This is a genomic window from Williamsoniiplasma lucivorax ATCC 49196, from assembly GCF_000518285.1.
Lineage (GTDB): Bacteria > Bacillota_I > Bacilli_A > Mycoplasmatales > Mycoplasmataceae > Williamsoniiplasma > Williamsoniiplasma lucivorax.
Genome location: NZ_JADH01000003.1, coordinates 57,692 through 75,335, shown reverse-complemented (window position 1 = coordinate 75,335; position 17,644 = coordinate 57,692). Strand labels below are relative to the sequence as shown.

15 protein-coding genes and 1 riboswitch are annotated in these 17,644 nt (G+C 32.1%); of the genes, 12 read left to right on the top strand and 3 right to left on the bottom strand.

The genetic code is table 4. The annotated features are described in order from the left end of the window. Positions 1-85: 85 nt before the first annotated feature. On the bottom strand, positions 86-931 hold the full coding sequence (locus tag P695_RS0101625) for a class II fructose-bisphosphate aldolase (RefSeq protein ID WP_028126558.1): 846 nt from the start codon (positions 929-931) through the stop codon (positions 86-88). 105 nt (positions 932-1,036) lie between these two features. Between P695_RS0101625 and P695_RS0101620 the strand changes: the two genes are divergently transcribed. The 10 genes from P695_RS0101620 (at position 1,037) to thrS (ending at position 11,797) form a co-directional block, all read left to right on the top strand. Then, on the top strand, positions 1,037-1,837 hold the full coding sequence (locus P695_RS0101620; RefSeq protein WP_028126557.1) for a hypothetical protein: 801 nt from the start codon (positions 1,037-1,039) through the stop codon (positions 1,835-1,837). A 1-nt stretch (position 1,838) separates the two neighbouring features. Continuing rightward, the gene (locus tag P695_RS0101615; protein WP_028126556.1) at positions 1,839-2,609 is read left to right on the top strand and encodes a DeoR/GlpR family DNA-binding transcription regulator; all 771 of its coding nucleotides are present in this window, start codon (positions 1,839-1,841) and stop codon (positions 2,607-2,609) included. Between the two features lie 115 nt (positions 2,610-2,724). Continuing rightward, a complete protein-coding gene (locus P695_RS0101610; RefSeq protein WP_028126555.1) occupies positions 2,725-4,680 on the top strand; it encodes a PTS transporter subunit EIIC in 1,956 nt (651 codons plus the stop codon). Between the two features lie 15 nt (positions 4,681-4,695). Continuing rightward, positions 4,696-5,190, top strand: coding sequence for a hypothetical protein (locus P695_RS0101605; protein WP_028126554.1), 495 nt, complete (start codon positions 4,696-4,698; stop codon positions 5,188-5,190). An 8-nt stretch (positions 5,191-5,198) separates the two neighbouring features. Beyond that, on the top strand, positions 5,199-5,507 hold the full coding sequence (locus tag P695_RS0101600; protein WP_028126553.1) for a PTS lactose/cellobiose transporter subunit IIA: 309 nt from the start codon (positions 5,199-5,201) through the stop codon (positions 5,505-5,507). A 13-nt stretch (positions 5,508-5,520) separates the two neighbouring features. Further along, positions 5,521-6,291: a hypothetical protein gene (locus P695_RS0101595; RefSeq protein ID WP_028126552.1), complete on the top strand. Its 771-nt coding sequence runs from the start codon at positions 5,521-5,523 to the stop codon at positions 6,289-6,291. Further along, on the top strand, positions 6,291-6,716 hold the full coding sequence (locus P695_RS05335) for an RpiB/LacA/LacB family sugar-phosphate isomerase (protein WP_051437316.1): 426 nt from the start codon (positions 6,291-6,293) through the stop codon (positions 6,714-6,716). The genes P695_RS0101595 and P695_RS05335 overlap by 1 nt, the downstream gene beginning before the upstream one ends. Next, positions 6,716-7,228 carry an RpiB/LacA/LacB family sugar-phosphate isomerase gene (locus tag P695_RS0101585; RefSeq protein ID WP_211227788.1) on the top strand — a complete coding sequence of 171 codons (513 nt, stop codon included), beginning with the start codon at positions 6,716-6,718 and terminating at the stop codon, positions 7,226-7,228. The genes P695_RS05335 and P695_RS0101585 overlap by 1 nt, the downstream gene beginning before the upstream one ends. A gap of 292 nt (positions 7,229-7,520) precedes the next feature. Beyond that, on the top strand, positions 7,521-9,422 hold the full coding sequence (locus tag P695_RS0101580) for a M13 family metallopeptidase (RefSeq protein ID WP_028126550.1): 1,902 nt from the start codon (positions 7,521-7,523) through the stop codon (positions 9,420-9,422). Positions 9,423-9,862: 440 nt separating this feature from the next. Next, positions 9,863-11,797, top strand: coding sequence for a threonine--tRNA ligase (gene thrS / locus P695_RS0101575; RefSeq protein WP_028126549.1), 1,935 nt, complete (start codon positions 9,863-9,865; stop codon positions 11,795-11,797). Between the two features lie 44 nt (positions 11,798-11,841). Here thrS and P695_RS05330 read toward each other — a convergent pair whose 3' ends face one another. Further along, positions 11,842-13,206 (bottom strand): alanine--tRNA ligase-related protein, encoded by a 1,365-nt coding sequence (locus P695_RS05330; protein WP_051437314.1) that lies wholly within the window; start codon positions 13,204-13,206, stop codon positions 11,842-11,844. A gap of 193 nt (positions 13,207-13,399) precedes the next feature. Between P695_RS05330 and ptsP the strand changes: the two genes are divergently transcribed. Further along, positions 13,400-15,127: a phosphoenolpyruvate--protein phosphotransferase gene (gene ptsP / locus P695_RS0101565; protein WP_028126548.1), complete on the top strand. Its 1,728-nt coding sequence runs from the start codon at positions 13,400-13,402 to the stop codon at positions 15,125-15,127. Positions 15,128-15,192: 65 nt separating this feature from the next. Here the strand turns inward: ptsP and P695_RS0101560 are convergent, their stop codons facing one another. Then, a complete protein-coding gene (locus P695_RS0101560) occupies positions 15,193-15,723 on the bottom strand; it encodes a hypothetical protein (RefSeq protein ID WP_146063641.1) in 531 nt (176 codons plus the stop codon). Positions 15,724-15,911: 188 nt separating this feature from the next. Continuing rightward, positions 15,912-16,008, top strand: a riboswitch (purine riboswitch). A gap of 128 nt (positions 16,009-16,136) precedes the next feature. On the opposite strand from P695_RS0101560, the gene P695_RS0101555 reads away from it, so the two are divergent. Next, positions 16,137-17,591, top strand: coding sequence for an NCS2 family permease (locus P695_RS0101555; RefSeq protein WP_051437312.1), 1,455 nt, complete (start codon positions 16,137-16,139; stop codon positions 17,589-17,591). Positions 17,592-17,644: the final 53 nt, after the last annotated feature.

The window sequence follows — 17,644 nt, the reverse complement described above, 5'->3', positions numbered from 1 at the left end:
TGAAAAATCGAAGCTTGTTATGAGCAAAAATACTCACAATTTTTGACTTCGATTTTTCATTTTTTCATTTGAAATTGGTCAAGAATTAAGCTTTATTATTGGCGCCAAAAGCTCTAATTTTTTTAATTGCTTCTGCTTTCACAGCATCAATCCCAGCCTGACCAAATTTACGAGCATCATAACCATCAGGATTTTCATTTAATCAAGTTCTAAAAGCATTAGCATTAGCAATTTTTAAATCAGTCCCAATATTAATTTTAGTAATTCCTAAACTAATTGCTTTTTGTAAATCTGGTAATGGCACCCCGCTAGAACCATGTAAAACTAAAGGAGTAGAGACTTTCGCATTAATTTCTTTAATTAGATCAAATTGTAAAACTGGTGTACCATGATAAACACCATGCGCAGTTCCGACAGCAATGGCGAGTGCATCAACTTTTGTTAACTCAGCAAATTTTATTGCTTCTTCAACATTGGTATAACCACCATTATTTGAAACTCGATCATCTTCTTTGCCACCAACATGACCAATTTCAGATTCAACTTGTACACCTTTGGCATGAGCATATTCTACGACTTCTTGAGTGTGTTTAACATTATCTGCAAAACTTTCTTTGGAAGCATCCAACATGACAGAAGTATAACCGTGATCAACTGCCTTTTTAATTAAATCTAAATCAAATCCATGATCTCAATGGAGGATCACTGGAACTGTAGCATTTTCGACAGCAGCTTTACCAATAGCAAAAACATATTCTAATCCCATGTATTTTGCAGCTGATTCTGTACTCATTAAAATAACTGGTGATTTTTCTGCTTCAGCTGCTTGAATAATTCCTTTGAGCATTTCTAAATCATCAAAATTGAATGCGGGAATAGCGTACTTCCCTTGTTTTGCTTTAATTAACTCTTCTTTTAAATTTGCCTTCATCTAATAATGACCTCCTCTTCATAAAATAATTATAAAACAAACAAATTGATTGTAAGTGATTTTGCTTTTGTTAAAATCATTTATAAATTGGAGCATGCAACAATTATGAAAAAAACAATCCTTTTTTTAATACCTACTTTAGCAATCACTACACTTGCCACACAAGCCATTTCATGCAACTCAAAATATCAAATCTTAAGTCAAGATTTATCAGAATGAGACAAAGCAACCATCTTTCAAACTAATGAACGTTTATATCAAGCAATTGCTAATGGCCAACCAAATGTTTATTTAGATGATGAAAAAAATTCCACACCTTTTTTAGATGACCAAGGTAATTATTTAACAGTCAATGAATTAGTGCAAAAAAATTGACCAGGTGGGGCAAACACTCCCGACCAATCTTCAAGATATATGAATTTAAAATATCTTGCACCAAGTATGATTGCTTGATATCAAAAGCAAACAAATAAAAATGCCCCTTTAACCAATCTCCAATCAATTACAGATAATTTTGAGATTGGTTATAATGAAGGCGAAGTTCGTTATTTCGGTCATCCTGCTGCACTTGTGTATATGCAAAATAAACCTCCAGAATATGATCAATATTTAACTCAAGATGCCAAACCAAATAAACAAAAATTTGCCAATACCTTTTTAGGTCGTTTAAAAAGAGTGAATCAATCGGGTTCAGCTAGTGAAGTGATTCAATCACTTTTGAACATGCAAATTTTTATTAAACAAGATGGTGGAAGAACAATCACTAAAGAAATTAACGGTAAAAAATATGATTTAAAAGTTTCTAAAGATGGTTATTATTCTTCAATCCTTGATCAAAATGATCAGCCCACTAATGGTTTGTTAGATATTCATCTTGGGTTTATTTTTGCAATGTCGGTGTTTTAAGATGAAAAGAGCAGAACGTATTAAAAACTATATTGATGAAATAAAATCTCGCGGAGTAGTGAGCCAAAAAGAATTTTTCATATTAGCTAATAGTTATGAAATCAAAAATTTAACAGCTCGAAGAGATTTAGTTTTTTTGTTAGAAAAGAAAATCATTTCTAACAAATATGGCAAGATCATGTTGTGAAAAAGAAATAATTATTTAGAAGAAACACGTGATCAAAAGAAATATTTAAATCTTGATAAAAAAGCTAAAATTGCTGTGGCAACAAATGCTAAAATCCCAATTAATAAAACTGTTTTTGTTTCAGCTGGAACGACAACTGAAGAATTTATTAAAAATTTAAAAAAACCGATTTATGAATTATTTACCAATTCATTAGAAGTTTTTAATTTAGCAGTGAAATCAAACTACATTAATCATTTATTCTTGATTGGGGGGAAATATCGTGGAGCATCAGCTGCTCTTGTTGATAAATCGTGATTTGCTAATGCTGGAAATCTTACTTTTGATCTTTGTGTGATTACAGGAACTAACTTGTGAGAAGATGGTCATATTTATAACAATGACAAAAGTGAAGCCGAAGTCATTCAAATGGTTGTGCAACGTTCAAAACAAGTGATTGTTTTAATGGATTCGACCAAATTAAAACATGCTGGTTATGCCAAGGTAATGCAATTAACAAAAAATAACTTGTTAATTGTTGACAACAATTTAACTCCTGAACAAAAAAGTAAGTTAGAACTAGTGACCGAACTTTGATGTGTTTAAAATGATAATTTTTTATCATTTTTTGTTTGTTTTTATCTACCTATTGGTTGTGATTCTTGTGCCCTTTTTTAAAATTAAAATATGGTTAACGCTTTAACTGTAGAAAGGACGATTAATGACTAAGAAAAATCATCAAACTACAAATGTAGATAATAAAAATAATAACAAAGTTGAAAATTGATTAAATAACAAAGTGGTGCCCATTCTGAAAATTGTGGCAGCTAACAAATATTTAAGATCATTGATGGAAGGGTTTTATGTGACCCTCCCAATTATTGTTTTCTCATCAATTATTGGGATCATTATGTGAGTGCCCCCAGCAATCAAAGGTGATATGGCATGATATCCATTAATTGTAAGACAAGTTTTAAATCGACTTTATGTTTTAACAATGGGATTGGTCTCATTATGATTTGTCATGGGAATTTCAACAGCCCTTGCGAGCAAATTAAATGCCGAATTACCAGCTGGCCGTAAAATGAATATTATGATGGTTGCTTTTGCCAGCGCATCATCCTTATTTATGATGTCTGTTATCGGAACTTTTGCTTTAAATTCGGATGGTTTAGCCACTGAAAATTTTGCCAACATTTTCATTGCTAATCTTGGTGCTCAAGGTATGCTAACCAGTATCATTGTTGGGTTAACATTACCATGGATTTTTTATGTACCGGTCAGATATAACTGAACGATTAGGTTACCAAAAGCAGTTCCCCAAGGAGTATCACAATCATTTGCTGACATTATTCCTTTTGGATTAAGTGTCATGGTTTACTGGGGTTTTGGTTATATTTTTATTGGCACACTCAATGTTTCATTTACAGACGCTTTATTCCAAGCGATCAAACCAATATTTTCAGGGTTAGATAGTTATGGATTTTTAGCATCAATTGCTTTATTAACGGCAATGATTTGGTTTATTGGAGTGCATGGACCAAGTGTGACGCGTCCATTTTTAACACCTTTTATGTATTCGAATTTAGCAGATAATCAAGCAATTCTCGCTCAAGGAGGACATCCGCATTGAGCTTTAACATATGAATTTTCATATGACTTTACTTCAACGCTTGGAGGAACTGGGGCCACATTTGTGATTCCGTTTATTTTCATTGTTTTTGCTAAATCAAAACAATTAAAAGCAGTTGGAATTGCTTCTTACATTCCGATTTGGTTCCAGGTTAATGAACCAGCACTATTTGGTGCGCCAATGATTTTGAATCCAGTTTATTTAATCCCATTTTGAATCTTGCCGGTGATTAATGTGTTAATTTATAAATTCTTTATTGATGTGCTTGGGATGAATGCAGCAATTGCTGATGTCCCATGAAGTATGCCGGCAATTGTTGGGCTCTTAATTGGGTCCGCCTTCGATCCGCTCACAATTTTACTTTGAATTATCATGGTGACGATTGACTTTTTCTTCTATCTGCCATTTGTGTTGATTCATGACAAGATGATGATGGCTGATGAAGTTAAAACAGCAGAAGAAAAAGGGATTCCAAGACCACTGCATTATGCAATTGGAACGAGACTCTGGTATGGTATTGGTCAAAAAATTCATCACAATCCAGAACAACGTAAACATTATGCAACCTTAGGTGCTGAAATTACAGCTGATATTAAAATAGAAAAAACAGAAAAAAGTAAATTTAAAAAAGTAGAAAAAGCACGCATGATGCAAGAAAAACTTGATCATAAAAACAAAACTAAACCATCACACCAAGTTGCCCAACAACTTGAAAAAGATCAAAAAATTCATGTTCTAGTTGTTTGTTATGGAGCAGGATCATCAGCAATGTTTGCGGCCACTGCTCAAAAAGCAATGAATGCCAAAGGAATGAAAAACTTTGTCATTGATTCAGCAGCTTATGGAGCACATTTAGAAAAAATGAAAGCTGCTAACATTGTGATTTTATCTCCTCAAGTCAAAATGTATATTGATGACTTTGAGAAAGCGATCACACCAGGAACTAAGATTGTAATCACCAATGGTAAAACTTATGTGGAATGTACAAATGATCAACAAAAAGCATATGAAGTTGTGATGGATGCAGCGAAAGATTTAATTTAAAAAGATAAGGAAATTATGAATATTAAAACTAGGAGATTAATTAATTTTTATTGAGGCTTGATTACCTTAATTATTGTGGTTGGTGTTGCACTTTTAGGCATTCTGGCTAAAAGTGCAAAAAGTTGATCATGACAAACAGATGTTTCCATTTTAACAGCTTTAGATTTTGCTATTTTTTGAGCATTTTACTTAATTATGACATCATTCAAAAAAACTAAATATCCTTATCTAACCACTCATCCCCAGGATTTTGAAAGTCATTGGATGCAAGCACTGGCATGATATAAATGGTTATGAATTATTGTTGTACCAATGATGGCAGCAATCACCATCCCCCTAGTTTATATTTTGACTGTAGCAACTAGTGGGATGGTGATTTCTGTGGAACAAATTCTAGTTTATGTTTTTATCCCCATTATTGTTGGTGCCAATAACATCATATATGCCATTGTACTTTCCAGAAGTCATAAACATTTTGCAATGGGTGAATTTGAATTAAAAAATAGATAGGAAAAATAATGACAAAAAAAGAAATGAGCCAAAAAGGCATGGTCTTAGTTGGATATTCTGGAGATGCTCGTAGCAATTATTTGATTGCTTTAAAAAAAGCTAAACAAGGCCAATGAAATGAAGTTGAGCAATTGATCAGTGAAGGTAATCAAATGTTAATTGAAGCACACAAAGCACAAACAGAATTACTTCAAACTGAAGCACAAGGCAAGTATTCAGATGTGACAATGATTATGATTCATGGTCAAGATCATTTGATGACAACTGTTTTATTAAAGGATTTAATTTATACATTAATTGATATTTATAAAAAATAGAAAGGAGAAATCGATGAAAAAATTTTTAACATTTTTTAGCGGGGTTGGGGCAATCGTCATGACAACTGCAACTGTTGTCAGTTGTACTGCACGTCCCATTGATTCCTTAGCGAATCACCCAATTAAAATGGCTCATAAAAATGTCTATGATATTACAAATTGAGGGTCTGATGTTGTTGATGCCAATGAGTATAAAAAACACTTTGTCACAGGTTTAAAACAAAGCATAGCTCACGGAAAAATTGATTCAATTTTAGACTTGATTGAAAATGATTACACAAGAAAAACACTACCTTTTATTGCCGTCTTGTTAGAAACGTTTAATTTATCAGCTAATCAAAAATTACCCCCCATCGAAGATAAAGATAAGTTTACAGCCCAAGCTTTAGCTGAAAATTTGGGATTTACAATTTTTAACTTAAATAAAACAAACGCTCCTAAAGTAACTAGTTGAAATGGACAAAATTGAGTGCGTGAAGCAAGTGAACAAGGCGCTGATTTACTCTTGTATCGACCAGAGACTAATGCTTTTGTGGTTAATATGGGAATTGAAATTAAACCATTAAACGTCGAACAAGGACCATTCGTTGGTGCTAAAATTAATGTGACTGAAGAAAATAAGTCAGATGCTTTAGATGCTTTTTATTCCCAAGCAATTAAAAGTAATCCCGAGTATTACCAACAAACAACAACTTATAAAATAGGAGGAGATGGCAAGTTGCACTTTACATCAAATGTTTATGACTACCGTTATAAAGTGCAATTTTACTTTCAATTAACATAATGGAAAAAATAAAATTATTACTCTTAGGTAAAAAAAACGCTGTTTTTAAAAATGATTTATCAAAAGTCATTTACAGTTTAAATAAAGCATTAATTATTGAAGAATGTGAAATGACTTTTGAAAAATTAGTGCAAATTAATGAAGAAATGCAAAATAAACAATATGATCGCTTAGTGATTATTGAAGATTATGGTTCATTACCATTTATGGTGTTAGCAAAATTCCATGGTAATATTGTTGCCCAAATTTCTGATGAATATTCATCACACATGACAAGTGAACACAATGGTTCAAACATCTTGGTCATTGGTTCAGAGTTAACTGGTCAAGAAACAATTCGCAATATTGTTCAACAATATGTGGCTACGCACTTTGCGGCTGGGAGACATATGGTCCGAATTGATATGTTGAATGAGATGGTTTAATGATGAAAATAGCAATTGGGTGTGATCACATCGTCACTGATGTGAAAGACAAAGTAAAAAAACTTCTTGAAGCAGATGGACATCAAGTCATTGATTGTGGAACTTTTGATTTTCAGAGAACCCATTACCCAATTTATGGACGTAAAGTGGCAATGATGGTTGCTGAAAAACAAGTTGATTTTGGTATCGGGATTTGTGGAACTGGTGTCGGAATTAGTAATTCTGTTCAAAAAACTTTTGGTGCTCGTACAGTTCTGGCGCGTGATGCCATTACTGCAATTAATGCCCGTCAAAATTATGATGCGAATGTAGTTTGTTTTGGGGGAGTGGTGACTGGAAGTGGTTTAATTCACGAAATCATTAGCAAATTTATTCATACTAAATATGAATCAAGTCCTGCAAAAGATGCATTAATTAAACAAATTGATAGTCTGATCAAAGTTAAAAAATTTGCCCCTGAATTATTTGATAGTGAACTTAAAAAATGAGATGAAGGGCTCTATCACGATTAAAAACATTAGTTTGACAATTTATATTGAAAAAATGGAAGTCTGTTTCCATTTTTTAATGACGCTTTTATCTGGTGAAACCAAATTATGCAACTCATTTTTACTTTTTATTCACTTAATGCTCAGTGTGGAAGCGATAAAGATACCGCTTTTCATCTTGATTCTTTTTTAGAACAGCAAGAGCAATTCTTCATTATTTTCACACTAGTTTGGTTGAAAGGGGTAACAATAAATGCTTAACCTTGCATTTAAGTCTTAAACCCATATAATTTTATTAATGTGAAGGAGTATTTTTATGAGTAAAAAAATAGCATTAAAAGAAAATTTTTATGGACACTTTAATCAAGAATGAATTGATCAAACAACGTTGCCTGATGGATATTCAAGTTGAGGGAGTTTTGAAATTTTACACCAAAAATCTTTAGACAATATTAAAGATTTAATCTTCGAATTAAAAAACAAGCAGACTTTGGATTTGACCCAAAGCCAAATTGTTAATCTTTATGATAACTACTTAAATATGAATGTGAGAAACGAACAAGGCATTGCTCCGATCAAACCGATGATTAACAAAATTGATCAATTAAAAAGTAAGCAAGATTTTACCCAATTTTTAATTGAATATTTTCAAGAATTTAAAATTTCTTTTTTCCATGCCAAAAGCATCGATAGTGATTTTAAAAATAGTTCTCAACGTGCCTTGAGTATTGATGCGATGGGCTTGGGAATGATGGATCGTGATTTTTATGACCCAACTAATCCTCGTCATGATGATTTGAAAAAAGCATATCAAATTTATATCAATGATTTAGTGCAAGCAAGCGGGATTGAATTTCAGCAAACAAATGTGTTTGAAACGGTTTTTGCTTTTGAAACTGAAATTTCTCAAGCAATGTTTAAACAAGAAGAATTACGTAATCCTGAAAATGTTTATAATGTGGTTGATTTTCTAAAATTAAAACAAATCTGTAGCTTCATTGATTGAGAAAATTATTTAAATCAGACAGGGCATGCTAAAGCTAGTTTGATGATTGTTTCACAAGTGAAATTTTTAGAAAAATTAAATGAAATGTTAATCAAAATGGATTTACAAGCAATGAAAGATTTGATGAAATTTAAAATTCTATCATCATTTTCCACTATCTTAACCGAGCAATTATATGACATTAATTTTGCTTATGCTGCTGCTTTTAGTGGTGTTCAAAAAAAGAAACCAGTGATTGATCGAGCTGTTGAATTTACTAATGCCAAATTAGGTGAACTTTTAGGTCAAGAATACATTAAAAAGCATTTTTCTGAAGCTTCTAAACAAGATGTTTTACAAATGGTGCATGACCTGATTAGAATTTATTCTAACCGTATTCAAAAATTAGCTTGAATGAGTGATCCAACCAAACAAAAAGCTATTGAAAAATTACACGCGATTACTATCAAAATTGGTTATCCAGATAAATGAGATGATTATAGTGCAATTGTAATTAATAATTATCAAAATGGTGGTAGTTTAGTCGAAAACGTCATGAACCTTTCGCGCTTTTTTATTGAAAAAGATTTGCGAGAAATTAACCTCCCAGTTGATCGTGATAAATGATGAATGGACCCACAAACAGTCAATGCTTATTATAATCCAACAACAAATGAAATTTGTTTTCCAGCTGGAATTTTACAAGCACCATTTTATGATATCAACCAATCAAAAGCCCAAAACTTAGGCGGCATTGGAGCAGTGATTGGCCATGAAGTGAGTCATGGTTTTGATGACCAAGGTAGTCAATTTGATAAAGTTGGTAATTTAAATAATTGATGAACCGAACAAGATTATGAACAATATCGTGCTCATACTCAAAAATTAGTTGAACAATTTAATCAGTATCAAGTTAATGGGATTAATGTGAATGGTAACCTAACTCTTGGTGAAAATATTGGTGATTTAAGTGGTATGGCTGCTGCTTTAGATATTTGTCAAGAACAATCTCCCAATGATTTAAAAGCTTTCTTTGAAAATAATGCCATTATTTGAAGAAGAAAAGCAACCGCTGAAATTCAAAAAACAAAACTCTTCACTGATCCTCATTCACCAGAAGAATTCCGTTGCAATGGGATTCTGATTAATCTTGATGAGTTTCATGAAACATATCAAACCCAACCAGGTGATGGCATGTACTTAGCATCAGAAAAACGTATTAAAGTTTGATAAAATTTAACCCTCCTGAAAGGGAGTTTTTTATTTTTTAAGCGATAAAATGGCTTAAAAAATAAAAAAGTTTACATTGAAATAAAGTGAACAAAGCATAATCATCTTCATCTAAAACCAATACTTTGCTGATGAAATGAGATTCCAGAGCAGAAAACTCTACATTTTTGAGCTTTCTTTTATTTTTTTGATAATAATTTAATTAAAAATAATTTATAATTGTTTTAACATTGTTAGACACGGTGTTATTGAAGTCCTTAAAGAGAGTTGGCGGTTGGTGCGAGGCAACAGGAATAGATAAATTACTACTACTAACGACCCAAATGTTACGTTGAGCGCGTCAAGCTTTTAATTGAGATAACTAAATGTTATGAATTAGGATGGTACCGCGGTGAAGAATCGCTCCTAAACATTAAATAGAATTTAATTTTTAGGAGGTTTTTATGAAAATTAAATTATTAGATGGTTCAGTTAAAGAATATAATGGACCAAAATCAATTAAAGAAATAGCAATCGATTTATCAACTAGTTTAGGTAAAACAGTGATTGCTGGAAAAGTTAATGGAGTAGTTGTTCCGTGTGGTTTTGTTGTTAAACAAGATAGTGAAGTGGAAATTATCACTAACAAATCAGAAATGTTAGAACCAATTATTAATACCACAGCTGGATTTTTAGCAATGGTTGCCATTAATAAAATTGATCCCAAAGCATTAAATGCGGAAATTACTTACAAAGAACATGATATGGAATTTAATACCACTTTCTTTGCTGATCCACGTTGAAAAATGGATGAAATTGAAAGCTTACAAAATGTGGTGAATCAATTAAAAGATAAAAAACATGTTGGTTTTCAATTATTAGATGAGCAAATTCTAAACAAAGAATTTGCTCACAATAAATATTTTTTAGAATTAGGAAAAAAATATTTACAAGCGAATAAAATGGTCTTTTGTTATGAATTAGATGGTGTCAAAGTGGTTAGCGACCAAATCGTTTTAGATGATTTATCATTTGTTAAAGCGATTGAGATTCAACAACTAACTGGTTCATATTGAAATGACAATGCTAAAAATGAAATGCTGCAACGTGTGCATGGTTTAGCTGCGAGTGGTAAAAAAATTCTGGATGAGAAAAAAGCTAGTTTAGAAGAACGCCGCAATAATGATCATCGTGAAATTAACAAGCAATTAAAAATCTTTGGTTTTGACCCATTAATTGGGCAAGGATTTCCGTTGTGATTGCCAAATGGAACAGTTGTTAAAGATGAAATTAGAAAATACATTAATGAAAAACGTTGAGAATACAATTATTTAAAAGTAACCACACCAATTGTTGGAACTGTCCAATTGTATAAAACTTCAGGTCACTGAGACCATTATCGTAATGATATGTTTCAACCATTTTTAGGAGCTAAAGGTAGTGAAGAAGAATTTGTCTTACGACCAATGAATTGTCCACATCACATCGGGGTTTATCGTCAAGAACCACATACATATAAAGAATTACCAATGCGAATTTGTGAAGATGCTTTCCAATTCCGTTATGAATCAAGTGGTTCATTAACCGGGTTAGAACGTGTGCGTGCGATGGAAATTACTGATACTCATATCTTTGTGCGCCCAGACCAAATTGCTGAAGAATTCAAATCAATTTATAAAATGGTAAAAGAAATTTTAGAAACTTTCCATATTCAAATTGATTACTTATCATTTAGTATGCGTGATCCTCATGATAAAGAAAAATATTTTGATGATGACCAAATGTGAAATCAAGCAGAAGCACAACTAGAATCAGTGTTAAAAGAATTAGGTGTTGATTACAAAAAAATGCCTGGGGAAGCTGCTTTCTATGGTCCAAAATTTGATATTCAAATCCGTACTGTCCAAAACCATGAAATTACTGTCGCAACTATTCAATTAGACTTCTTACAACCACAAAAATTTGATGTCACTTATCTAGATGCTGACCAACAATTAAAACGTCCAATTATGATTCACTGTGCACAAATCGGAACTTATGAACGTTTTATAGCCACACTATTAGAACAACATAAAGGGGCGTTGCCATTGTGACTATCACCAAATCAAGTGGAAATTATTTCCATTGGTGATGAAGCTTGTGAAGCTTATGCTGAAGATATCAAAAATATGTTAAGAAAAGAATTTGTGAGAGCGCGTATTGATGCTCGTGATGAACGTTTAGCATGAAAAATTCGTGAAGCCCAAATCAACAAAATTCCGTATCAACTTGTTTTAGGTCCAAATGAATTAGCTAACAACACAGTTAACTATCGTCAATATGGTAGTGAAGAATTAATCGAGATGTCTAAAGCTGATTTCTTGAAAAAAATTCTTCAAGAAATCAAAGACAAAAAATAAGCTAAAAAAACTTGTGGAGTTCCACAAGTTTTTTAATGTCATTTTTAATTGATTAATTCGTATTTCCCTTGAGCAGCTAATTCACTACCCCCACCCTTAGCGGTGATATCTTTGAGATTTTTTAAAATTTCAACAGCAGAAACTCGACCTTTTAATGATTCACTAATTGTGACATAAACAAAGTTACCTTCTGCACTGGGACTTTTTAAAATGACAATTAAATCATCATGATTTTTTTTCAATTCCTCACCAATACTTCTTAAAAGATTAATGTTCAAATTATTTTTTTCAAAGTTAATTTGTTTAATTCCTTGATCATTAATTTGTGGTTGCAGATGTTTTATTTCTTCAAAAATATTCGCTTCATTTTGTTTAGCAAATTCTTTTTCAGCAATTCTGATCAATTCATTTAACTCATCAAGAGTGGTTTGAAATTGATCAATATTTTGTCTAGTGTGATCAAGTTGCTGAATTTCCTTAACTTTATTTGCAATATCTTGATCACCTTGTTGGTTTTTAAAGTTAGCATATTTGGAGATTAAACTTTCCATTTTTTTAGTTTGTTCAGCAAGCAGGTTATCATAGTATTCTTTAACTGTTTTAAAACTTGTTAAAGCTTTAATACGGAATCGACCATTGCCTTTTGATTCTAAATTAGTGATCACATAATCTTCTAAATCACTAGTGTTCGCGACATGTGTTCCGGCACAAAGTTCACAAGAGAATTTGCCAAAACGAATAACACGGACAAGTGTTTCATCATCAAATTTATCACCATCAAAAGATAAAGCGTGAAATTCATTAATGGCTTTGTCTGGTGTGGTGAAATGAATTTCTCGAGGAATGCTATCAGCAATACTTTTTAAAGTAATGTCTTGAATTCTTTTCAATTCTTCTTTAGTAATCACACGATGATAAGCAAAATCTTTGCGCATGCCTAATTCATCATTAAAAGAAGTGGTGTGGTCTAAACTTGGTCCTAACACTTCATAAGCAGCCGCTGTTGTTAAGTGCGTTGCGGTGTGATTTTTCATTGTCAATAAACGTTTTTCTTGATCGACTTGAGCTGCGACTTTATCCCCAATTTTTAAATCACCAGTAATGGTAATTTCATGAATATTTACTCCATCACAAGTTGGTTGGACATCAATGATGATCCCACTCCCCCCGGCTCATTTAATCGTTCCGCGATCATTAATTTGTCCACCTTTTTCAGCATAAAACGGTGTTTTGTCAAAGACAACATAAACAGTTTGGTTGTTGGCTTGTTTAATGGTTTGTTGACCACTAAACAAGAAAATAACTTCGGCATCTGGGAAAAAGAAATTTTCTTCTCCGACAAATTCTGATTTTAAATTAAAATTTTTAAAATCATTTTCCTTTTTGATTAACTCTCGTAATTTTTCCATAATTGATGACTCCTTTAAAATAGTTATGTTTTTATTATAATTAATTTTAAAGTATAAAAAGTCATGAATAAAACAAACTTACCACTTTAGAGAACTTTTTCCTTTAAAAACTCCTACCTTTTTGTTAATAATGGTCAGTTTATATAGTTGAAAATCAGGCTTTTATTATATAATGTGGTTAGTAGGTGAAAATATGAGTAAAAAATTAAAAGGAATTGGTGCTAGTGAAGGGATTGCAGTTGCAAAAGCTTTAGTTCTTGCAGAAGAACACATTAACATCCAAGATACTAAAATTTCAGACACCAAGGCTGAAATCACAAAATTAGAAAATGCTATTGCAGTTTCAGTTGAAGAGTTAGACCATTTGCGACAAACAACAGAAGTTAAACTTGGGGCAGAAAAAGCAGCAATTTTTGAAGCCCACAAAGAAATTGCATCAGACCCAGCAGTCAAAGATGAATACATTGCTATGATTAATGATGATCAGTCTAATGCTGAATTTGCTGTGCAAACGATTTCTAACAAATATTACCAAATGTTTGCAGAAATGGATGATCCATATTTCAAAGAAAGATGTGCCGATATTAAAGATGTTGCTTCAAGAATCATCAAACATTTAATGGGCATTAAAATTATTGATTTATCAACGATTAAAGAAGAAGTGATTATTGTGGCTGAAGACTTAACACCAAGTCAAACTGCACAATTAGATAAAAAATTTGTTAAAGGTTTTGCCACTAATATTGGTGGGAGAACTAGTCATGCGGCCATTATGGCGAGAAGTTTAGAAATTCCTGCAGTTTTAGGATTAAAAACAATTACTCAAGATGTTAAAGATGGTGAAGTTTTTGCTCTTGATGGAACTAATGGAATTGTCGAATTAGATCTTGACCAAACCACAATTGATAGTTATTTAGCTGAAGCGCAAAAATTTGCCGCTTTTAAAGAAGAATTAAAAAAATTCAAAAACCAAGTGTCAAAAACCAAAGATGGTCAAACTAAATTAATTGAAGCGAACATTGGTTCGCCAGCTGATATTGATGGAGTATTGGAAAGTGGAGCAGAAGGAATTGGTTTATTCCGTTCAGAATTCTTATATATGGACAATGATCATTTCCCAACTGAAGAAGAACAATTTGTTGCTTATAAAAAAGTCGTAGAAGCAATGAACAAACAATTAGTTGTGATTCGTACATTAGATATTGGTGGAGATAAAAAACTATCTTATTATGAATTCCCACATGAGATGAACCCGTTTTTAGGATATCGTGCAATTCGTTTTACATTAGATAAAAAAGAAGTTTTCCGTGACCAAATTCGTGCTTTATTAAGAGCATCAGCTTTTGGAGAATTAGGAATTATGTTCCCAATGATTGCCACAGTTGATGAATTTAAAGATGCCAAAGCATTTGTTGAACAATGCAAAAAAGAATTAGATAGCGAAAACATTAAATATGACAAAAATGTGCAAATCGGAATGATGGTGGAAATTCCGGCCGCTGCAGTGAATGCTGATAAATTTGCTAAACATGCTGATTTCTTCTCAATTGGAACTAATGATTTAGTTCAATATTCGATGGCTGCTGACAGAATGAGTGAAAAAGTGGCTTATTTATACCAACCAACTAACCCATCATTATTGCGTTTAATTAAAATGACTATTGATGGTGGACACACTAAAAAACGTTGAGTTGGAATGTGTGGTGAGATGGCTGGAGATGTGCAAGCCATTCCATTATTAATCGGATTAGGACTAGATGCTTTCTCAATGAGTGCTTCTTCAGTTCTGCGTGCTCGTCAATTAATGAGTAAAATTGATTTAAAAGATGCTCAAGACCTTGCCAACCAAGCTTTAGAATTAGAAACTAATGAGGAAGTGTTAGCATTAGTCGATGCCTTCTTAGCTAAAATCGATCATTAAATTTAAAAAAATATGTCTTTGAGGACATATTTTTTTATTGAGTAAACCAATTGAAAGAGGAAATTTTATCAATAACTATTTAAGTGGGTTTGAAATGTTTGATACAACATTCAACCATTGAAGACATTTGAACTTGCGATTTGCATATGTGGAAAAATGCTTTTTGGCAAAGAAAGGTTGAGGATTAAATTATCCATCAATGTTTGTCTGACATATTTAATGAAGTTTAAATAATCTTGCTGTGGTTGTAAATCAGTGGGATCAACTGCAGATATTTTAACTCGACTAACATGGTAGATGAATTTATGAGATCCAATTTCAAATGTGAAATAGTAAATATCATAACCATAATATGATGATGAACGTTCATCAGCAATTGCACCATTGTAATTTTCGTGTTGAATATTAGAAATATTTTTGATGCTATGTGCTTTGACTGATCCAAAGTCTTGCAATGAGACAATATTATCATTGTTTTTTCTTTGGTCTGCGACATAAACACTCAAAGCTACCATCATCCCAAAAAAAATTAAACCAATGCACGTTAAACAAACAATGATTTTGTTCATCCTTTTTCATATTGTTATTAACTTCATGTAAATCTCCCTGTTTTTTAGCACTTCATATATGATAAAAAAACCACAATAAAAATCAAGATTAAGACTATGTTATTCAAAAATTTTTTCTTCTTGGGAATGTGTTATCCCCAAGAAGATTTATTTTTAACCACTTAATAAGGTTTTTTTGAAAAAAACAATATTTTAAAACAATTTTGGACTAAAATGAAAATGTAGTTAATAGTGCTTGTATAAACCGACATAATGGGTTGGTGTTTCTACAATTAGACCAATCTAATTTCTATAAGTTTCTATTAAGACTTTCTGTAAAGCTCTATTAATTACGGTATTGTAACCAAAATATAATAGAACTTTGATATTTTTAACTAATATTCTCTCCATTGGTTAACTTTTTTCTTTTTTCTTCTTATCTGGTTAAGAATAGAGGTTCAATGAACAAAAAAAATTTTAAAGCTCAAAAGAGCTTACAACGAAATTATCTGGAAAATTCTAAAATTGCCAAGTATTTTAAATTCAGTGATTTCAAAACAACTTTTAAAAAAGAAATTATTGGTGGGGTAAGTACCTTTTTATCAATGATTTATATTTTATCAGTGGAACCAAATCTTTTAGGTCAAGCACAAAGCATTAGTGATCCAACACAACACATGAGTAGCGGGGGTGTGTTTGTCGCTACAGCAGTTGCTTCATTTATTGCTACTTTGGTGATGGGTTTAAGTGCTAATGTGCCGATTGGTTTAGCACCCAGTATGGGTTTAAATGCGATGTTTTCCTTTAATATTGCTAATCAAGGTGGTATTGGTTATGAAGGGGCACTAATTGCAACAACTCTTTCATCATTAATCTTTTGTTTGATGTCTGTCACCAAATTAAGAGCCACTTTAATTCGTAGTTTGCCACACTCAATTCATTTAGCAATTGGGGTTGGTATTGGATTTTTCATCGCTTATGTCGGAATTGTTAATATGGGATGAGTGCAAACATCACCATCAGGATTACCAATCGCTAATCTATCTGACTTTAAAATGAACTATCCAGGAATTATTTTAGGAACAGCCGTTTTATTTGGAGCGATTATTTTATTTTATAAAAAGTTTTTTGCGCCTGTGATTGTGATGTTGTTAATTGGTTTTGTGATTGTGATTATCTTAGCAAATGTCACTGATAATGCTGCTATTAAACATTCATTTGGCACAGCCAAATGAAAAGATGGGCAATGAGATTATTCAGAATTTCATGGTTTTGTGACTAATCTAGAACACACTTATAAACAATTTATCAATCCCGAAATTTGGAATAAACCAACAATGTATATTTCCATTTTTATCTTTATTATTTTAAATTTCTTCGATGCTACCGGAACATTAACTAGTGTGAATATTGAAATGAATCGTGCATCAGGATTAAATCAAGAAATCCCTCCCAAAGCTTTAGTGATTGATGCTGGAGCAACTGTCATGGGTTCAGCTTTAGGTGTTTCACATATGGCTTGTTATACTGAGAGTTGTGTTGGGATTATGCAAGGGGCTAGAACTGGATTAGCCAGCATTGTGACAAGTTGTGGATTTTTATTAAGTTTAGCATTATTTCCGATTTTTAAAATGATGCCAAATTGTTTAAGTGGGGCAGCCACTGTTTTTATCGGAACAGTCATGATTAAATCAGTCACTGAAATTGAATGATCAAGAACTGAAATTGGCTTAGGAGCCTTCTTTGCAATTCTCTTTATGGTGATCACATTTTCGATTGCCAACGGGATTGTCATGGGCATTATTGCTTATTCAATTGGGGCAATTGCTACTAAAAAAATTAAAGAAGTTCACCCCTTAGTTTGGGTCTTGGATGTTGTCTTTATTGTTTATTTAGTGGCTTATGCTTTTATGTAAATTGAATTAACATTTAAAAATCTCTAAAACTAGTAGTTAGTTTTAGAGATTTT